Origin of the sequence: Microbacterium testaceum (assembly GCF_001476655.1) — a bacterium.
Classification (GTDB): Bacteria; Actinomycetota; Actinomycetes; order Actinomycetales; family Microbacteriaceae; genus Microbacterium; species Microbacterium testaceum_C.
Genome location: NZ_LDRT01000175.1, coordinates 1 through 7,370, shown reverse-complemented (window position 1 = coordinate 7,370; position 7,370 = coordinate 1). Strand labels below are relative to the sequence as shown.

Below are 7,370 nucleotides of genomic sequence, written 5' to 3'. Positions count from 1 at the left end.
TGCTCCTTTTTTGCTGCAACTGGCGCTGCGTGACCCGAGGCTCTGACGCTCCCCGATCCCCGGCTCATCGTGCGTGCCTCGACGGCTGCGCCGCGCGCAGCGGCGCCCGAGATCGGCGCACACCCCACCCCCTGACGTACCCGCGGGCCCCCGCCCGCTTTGAATGAGGAGACAGACATGCGACGACGCATTCTCGCCACAGCAGTAGCAGCCACCGGCATCCTGGCCCTCTCCGCCTGCAGCGGAGGCGGGGGAGGAGGAGCCTCGGGCATGGATGCCCGGGGCCCGATCACCATCTGGTACTCCAACAACGACGCCGAGATCGCGTGGGGCCAGCAGATGGTCGACGCCTGGAACGCGGCGAACCCCGACCAGCAGGTCACGGCGCAGGAGATCCCCGCCGGCTCCTCGAGCGAAGAGGTCATCGGTGCCGCGATCACGGCCGGAAACGCTCCGTGCCTCGTCTTCAACACCTCTCCCGCAGCCGTCCCGGGCTTCCAGAAGCAGGGTGGGCTGGTCAACCTGTCGGACTTCCCCGACGGCGAGCAGTACATCACCGACCGCAGCGGCGACCTCGCCGACCAGTACCGCTCCGACGACGGCGGCTTCTACCAGCTGCCGTGGAAGAGCAACCCGGTCATGATCTTCTACAACAAGGACCTCTTCGCCAAGGCCGGCCTCGACCCCGAGAACCCGCAACTGTCGACGTACGACGACTTCCTGGCCGCGGCGCAGAAGCTCAAGGCTGCCGGCGTCTCGGACTACGCCATCAACCCCGCGCCCACGAGCGAGTTCTTCCAGTCGTGGTTCGACTTCTACCCGCTGTACGCCGCGCAGACCGGCGGGAAGCAGCTCGTCGAAGACGGCAAGGCCACCTTCGACGACGCCGACGGCGAAGCCGTCGCCGACTTCTGGCGCACGATCTACGCCGATCAGCTCGCCGGCAACGAGCAGTACCAGGGTGACGCGTTCGCCGACGGGAAGGCCGCGATGGCGATCGTCGGCCCGTGGGCCGTCTCGGTCTACAAGGACAAGGTCAACTGGGGCGCCGTGCCGGTGCCGACCGAGAAGGGCGTCGCCGCCGACCAGACCTGGACCTTCAGCGACGCGAAGAACGTCGGCCTCTTCACCGCCTGCCAGAACAAGGCGACCGCGTGGGACGTGCTGAAGTTCGCCACGAGCGAGGAGCAGGACGGCGCGTGGCTGAACGAGACGGGCCAGATGCCGCTGCGCAAGGACCTGACGACGACCTACGCCGACTATTTCCAGACGAACCCCGCGTATCAGCAGTTCGGCGACCAGGCCGCGCGCACCGTCGAGGTGCCCAACGTGCAGAACTCGGTCGAGATCTGGCAGACGTTCCGCGACGGGTACTCCAAGGCCGTGATCTTCGGCGAGGGAGATGTGAAGAGCTTCCTGTCGGATGCCAAGACCCAGATCGACCAGCTCGCGGCGGGGAAGTGACATGACCGTCGATCTCGCCGGCACGACCGGCCGCACCGGGGGAGACCCCGGCCGGTCCGGTCGTGCCGGGGGAGAGACGGATGCCGGGAAGAAGCGTCGCCGGCCGTTCGGGGCGCAGCCGCTCGGCATCCTGTTCTCCGCCCCGTACCTGATCTTCGTCGGGGTCGTCTTCGCCTACCCCGTGATCTTCGCGGTGTGGATGTCTTTCCACGACTACTTCTTCGCCGCTCCGGGCGCGCAGGTCGACCGGCCGTTCGTCGGGCTCGACAACTACGTCACCGCCCTGACGGACCCCGACGTCTGGCGCGCGTTCGGCAACGTGGGGATCTTCCTGATCATCAACGTGCCGCTGACGGTCGTCCTGTCGATCGTCCTGGCCACGGCGCTGGATCGCGTGGTGCGCGCCCGGGCGTTCTTCCGCGTCGCCTTCTACGTGCCGTATGTCACGGCATCCGTCGCCGTCGTCGCGGTGTGGTTGTTCCTGTTCTCGAACACGGGGCTGATCAACAACGTGCTCGGTCCCCTCGCGCCGAACCCGTCATGGTTGGTCAACTCGGCCCTCGCGATGCCCACCATCGCGCTGTTCGTGACGTGGAAGGGACTGGGGTTCTACATCCTGCTCTACCTCGCCGCGCTGCAGAACGTCCAGAAGGAGCTGTACGAGTCGGTGGCGGTCGACGGGGGAGGGCGTCTCCGCCAGTTCTTCTCGGTGACCGTGCCGGGCGTTCGTCCGGCGACGTTCCTCGTCGTGCTGCTGTCGACCATCACCGGCGCCAACCTCTTCACCGAGCCCTACCTGCTCACGAACGGTGGCGGACCCAACGGGGCGTCCACGTCGCCCGTGCTCTTGATCTACCAGAAGGGCATCGAGCAGCAGAACCCCGACGTGGCCGCGGCCATCGGCGTGGTGCTCATCGTCTTCGTGCTCGTCATCGCGCTGCTGCAGCGCCGGTTCGTCGGAAGGGAGGAATCGTGAGAAGCAAAGTCGTCACCTACAGCGTGTTGACCCTGGGCGCGCTCGCGTTCCTCTTCCCGTTCTATTACATGGTCGTCGGATCGCTGCAGACGAGCCCCGACCCCTCTATCGCGGGCGCGTTCCCGCATCCGTCGAACCTGACGCTGGAGAACTACACGGCGATCGACGGGCGCATCAACCTGCTGAAGGGCCTGGTCAACTCGGGGATCTTCACCGGGGGAGTGATCCTCGGCACGATCGTGTTCGGGGTGCTCGCCGGCTACGCACTCGCGGTGCTGACCTGGCGCGGCCGGTCGGCGACGTTCGCCCTCGTGCTCCTCGTGCAGGTGGTGCCGTTCCAGCTGCTGATGATCCCCCTGTACGTCATGATCGCGCGCGACTACGGTCTCAGCGACAGCTACCTCGGCATGATCCTGCCGTTCTTCATCAACTCCACCGCGGTCGTGATCTTCCGGCAGTACTTCCTGCAGCTGCCGAAGGAGCTCTTCGACGCGGCGCGCATCGACGGCGCGGGGGAGTTCCGCCTGCTGTGGAGCGTCGCCCTCCCGCTGGTGCGTCCGGCGCTGCTCACCGCGGTGCTCTTGACCTTCATCGGCCCGTGGAACGAGTTCCTCTGGCCGTTCCTGATCACGAAGGACGCGACGATGCAGCCGCTCGCGGTGTCGCTCGCGAACTTCATCTCGAACATCGCGGCATCCAGCACCAATCCCTTCGGCGCCATGATGGCCGGCGCCGTCGTGCTCGCCGCCCCCGCGGTGGCGCTGTTTCTGATCTTCCAGCGCTACTTCACCTCCAACGACCTCGGATCCGGAGTGAAAGGATGACAATGACCCCCGAATCCCCCGTCCCCTACCGCCTCACGCGCGTCGGGGTGGTGATGACCCCCGAGCCCGGCAACGCCGACGAGGCCGAGGGCGTGCTCAACCCGGCATCCGGTCGCGGACCCGACGGCGAGCTCTACCTGCTCCCGCGCCTCGTGGCCGAGGGCAACGTCTCGCGCGTGGGCCTGGCCCGCGTCGTGATCGAGGACGGCGTGCCCGTCTCGGTCGAGCGCGAGGGCATCGTGCTGCAGCCTGACCGCGGCTGGGAACGCGGTGCCGACAACGCCGGTACGGAAGACCCGCGCACGACGTGGATCGAGGCTCTGGGCCTGCACGTCATGACCTACGTCGCGTACGGTCCGCTCGGCCCGCGCACCGCCGTCGCCGTGTCGGACGACCTGCGCGAATGGAGGCGGCTCGGACCGGTGCTGTTCCGGTACCAGGACGACCTCGACATGGACCTCAACCTGTTCCACAACAAGGACACGGTGTTCTTCCCCGAGCCGGTCACGGCTCCCGACGGCACCGAGGCCCTCGCGGTGCTGCACCGTCCCATGTGGGACCTGGGCGAGACCAAACCCGGTCAGGGCGTGCGGGTGCCGGCGGGCGTCGAGGACGAGCGGCAGTCGATCTGGATCAGCTATGTGCCCCTGGCATCCGTTCGCGACGACCTGTCGGCGCTCGCGCTCTGGGAGCAGCACCACTTCGTCGCGGGACCGCAGTTCCCCTTCGAGGAAGTCAAGATCGGTGGCGGCCCGCCGCCCCTGCGCATCCCCGAGGGGTGGCTCGTGCTGCACCACGGGGTGACCGGCGTGATCGACAGCGCCTTCTCGCAGCAGCAGAAGGTGAACTACGCCGCCGGGGCGCTGATCCTGGATGCCGACGACCCCCGCCGTGTGATCGCCCGTACGCCCGAGCCGCTCCTGGCGCCCGAGACCGACGACGAGCGCAGCGGCATCGTCCCCAACGTCGTCTTCCCGACCGCGATCGAGGAGATCGACGGTCGCCACTTCGTGTTCTACGGCATGGCCGACTCCAAGATCGGCGTCGCCCTGCTCGAGCGCACGGACTGACGCGTCACAACTCCTGCGGAATCGCCGCTCCGGCCGTCTCCCGACGGCGGTGCGGGCGGCTTCGCAGGAGTTGTGCCCCACCCCCATCGAAAGGATCCCCCCATGAACGCACGATGGAGTGCGCGCGGCCTGGCCCTCGCGGGCGCGGTCGCCCTGGCGGTGCCGCTGAGCGCCGCGCCGGCGTCGGCGCTGGCGCCCGCCACCGCCGAGGTCGCCCCGGCCATCGCCCCGGCCGCCGCCGCGACCGCGCCGCTGACCAACCTCGACCACCTCGACTTCCTGCTCGGCGAGGCGACCCCGCCCGCCGATGTCGCCGGTCACACGACCTACCGCCTCGACGAGGAACCGACCCTCCTCGCGCCGTGGACGTACGCCGACGCCCGCGACGGCGGCACCTTCGAGCGCGTCGGCGGCGGCCCTCTCGACGCCACCACCGGTCACTGGGGGCAGGGCGCCTACAACGCCGACGACAACGCCCGTGCCGCCGTCGTCTACCTGCGGCACTGGAAGCAGACCGGAGACACGGACAGTCGGCACAAGGCCTACGAGCTGCTGCGGACGGTCGCCTACCACCAGACGACAAACGGTCCCTCGGCCGGCAACGTCGTGCTCTGGATGCAGCCGGACGGGGAGCTCAACCCGTCCGCCGAGCCCGTCGAACTGCCCGACCCGTCCGACTCGGGCCCGAGCTACTGGACGGCGCGTACGGTCTGGGCGCTCGGAGAGGGCTACGCCGCCTTCGTCGACGACGACCCCGCCTTCGCGGTGTTCCTCCAGGACCGCCTCGCCCTCTCGCGTGGCGCGATCGAACGCGACGTGCTGTCGAAGTACGGCCAGTACACCGAGGCCGACGGCATGCGCGTGCCCGCGTGGCTGATCGTCGACGGCGCGGATGCCTCGGCCGAGGCCGTCCTCGGACTGACCGCGGCCGTCCGGGTCGGGGATGACACCTCGGCCACCGCGGCGCGTCAGCTCGCCGAGGGCATCGCCGCCATGGCATCCGGGAACACCCGTCAGTGGCCGTACGGCGCGATCCTGCCCTGGGCGCAATCTCCCGCGATGTGGCACGCGTGGGGCTCGCAGATGCCCGCGGCGCTCGCCGAAGCGGGCGACCTCTTCGACGACGATGCGCTCGTCGCGCCCGCCATCACGGATGCCACGAGCTTCACCACCACGCTGCTGACCGCCGGTGGACCCGACAACGGGTGGTTCCCGAGCCCCACCGACCGCGTGCAGATCGCCTACGGTGCGGACTCGCGCGTGCAATCCCTGTTCGCCCTGGCGGACACGACCGGGTCGTCGGTGTTCGCCGAGCTCGCCGGGATGCAGGCCGCGTGGTTCTTCGGAGGCAACCATGCCGGAGCACGGATGTACGACCCCGCGACGGGCGTGACCTTCGACGGTCTCCAGCCCGACGGGACGGTGAACCGCAACAGCGGTGCGGAGTCGACCATCCACGGGCTCCTCACCGCGCTCGCCCTCGACGCGCACCCCGACGTGGCCGCGCGCGCGACGGCGCTGACCTCGGTCGAGAGCCGGGTCGGGCTGTCGTTCGTCGAGGCGGAGGATGCCACGAGGACCGACGGAACGATCTCGACACCGACCTCGTGGACCGGGGAATCGAGCTGGTCGGGCGACGCGCTGACCCTCACGGCGAAGCAGAGCGCGACCTGGGACCTCGGCCCCTCGGATACGCGCCGGTGGATCGAGCCGGTGGTGTTCGCCGACCCCGGCGCCACGTCGCAGTCCACCTGGCGTGGCGGGGGAGTGCTGAAGGTCGAGGGACCCGCGCAGGGTATCTCGCCCACGCCGGGCGCTCTGCTGCCGCACGGGCTGAAGGCGGCGGTGATCGGTTCCGACGTGCGCGTGACGGTGCAGCGCGGAGAGCTGATGCTCGACGGGCTCCTCGTGCGTCCGTGGATCTCGCGGCTCGTGCTGGGCGGCGGGGCTCGGAGCGAACTCGTGCACTCGAGCGCGATCGCCCCCCAGCGCACGACGATCGGCGCGGACGGTGTCGCCGTCACCGTGACGGTCTACGACGCGACAGGTTCGATCGTGCGCACGACCGCGGCCACGGGCATCGTGACGGTGGTGGTGCCTCCCGGCGGTCTCGCGATCGCGCAGTCCTGAGCGTCGGCGCTTGCCCCGCGCGATTGCCCGGGGCGTTGAGTGTCCAAAACACGCCGCAACCGCGCCGACGGTCGCGGCGTGTCTTGGACACTCGACGGGGCGCGGGCGACGACCGCGCCGCCGCACGGCCGTGTCCGATTTCCGCCAGCCGACGTCGGAGGTCGGTGGCAGGGTGGATGCCATGACCCTCCGATCCCTCGACGCTTCGGCCCCGACCGCTGCGGGCTTCACCGAGCGCTACCGCGTGATCCAGTCGCGCGACCGGCGCTTCGACGGGCAGTTCGTCACGGCCGTGCGCTCGACGGGCATCTACTGCCGCCCGAGCTGCCCCGCGCGCACGCCCAAAGAAGCCAACGTGACGTTCTACGCCACCTCGGCCGCGGCGCACGAGGCGGGTTACCGCGCGTGCAAACGCTGTCTCCCCGAGGCCGCGCCGGGCTCCCCGCTCTGGGACGTGCGCGGCGACGTCGCGGCGCGGGCGATGCGTCTCATCGCCGACGGAGTGGTCGACCGCGAGGGGGTGCCAGGGCTCGCGCGCCGGCTCGGGTATTCGCCGCGCCATCTCTCGCGCGTCCTCACCACCGAGCTCGGGGCGGGGCCGCTCGCCCTCGCCCGTGCGCATCGCGCGCACACCGCCCGCGCGCTGTTGGTCGGCACCGACCTTTCGTCGGCCGATGTCGCCTTCTCCGCCGGGTTCTCCAGCATCCGCCAGTTCACCGAGACGATCGGAGAGGTGTTCGGGATGCCGCCGCGCGAGCTGCGCGCACGGCGGTCGCGCGCGTCGGGGAGCGAGGGCTCGGCGGGAGCGATCGATCTCGCCCTGCCCGTGCGCGGACCGATCGACACCACGGGCCTGTTCGGCTGGATGCGCGCTCACGCGATCCCGGGCGTCGAGGTCGGCGACGA

The 7,370-nt window shown here is 69.9% G+C and carries 6 protein-coding genes; all 6 read left to right on the top strand.

The window, feature by feature from the left end:
• The first annotated feature begins 177 nt into the window (after window positions 1–177).
• Window positions 178–1,464, top strand: a complete 1,287-nt coding sequence (locus tag NS220_RS17760; RefSeq protein ID WP_058625317.1) for an extracellular solute-binding protein — start codon at window positions 178–180, stop codon at window positions 1,462–1,464.
• Window position 1,465: 1 nt separating this feature from the next.
• A complete protein-coding gene (locus NS220_RS17755; RefSeq protein ID WP_058625316.1) occupies window positions 1,466–2,440 on the top strand; it encodes a carbohydrate ABC transporter permease in 975 nt (324 codons plus the stop codon).
• A gap of 68 nt (window positions 2,441–2,508) precedes the next feature.
• Window positions 2,509–3,264: a carbohydrate ABC transporter permease gene (locus tag NS220_RS17750; protein WP_440589479.1), complete on the top strand. Its 756-nt coding sequence runs from the start codon at window positions 2,509–2,511 to the stop codon at window positions 3,262–3,264.
• Between the two features lie 2 nt (window positions 3,265–3,266).
• Window positions 3,267–4,334, top strand: coding sequence for a glycoside hydrolase family 130 protein (locus NS220_RS17745; protein ID WP_058625314.1), 1,068 nt, complete (start codon window positions 3,267–3,269; stop codon window positions 4,332–4,334).
• Window positions 4,335–4,436: 102 nt separating this feature from the next.
• On the top strand, window positions 4,437–6,464 hold the full coding sequence (locus NS220_RS17740) for a hypothetical protein (protein WP_058625313.1): 2,028 nt from the start codon (window positions 4,437–4,439) through the stop codon (window positions 6,462–6,464).
• A 181-nt stretch (window positions 6,465–6,645) separates the two neighbouring features.
• Window positions 6,646–7,370: DNA-3-methyladenine glycosylase 2 family protein (locus NS220_RS17735; RefSeq protein WP_153004356.1), on the top strand; the 725-nt coding region annotated here is incomplete at its 3' end.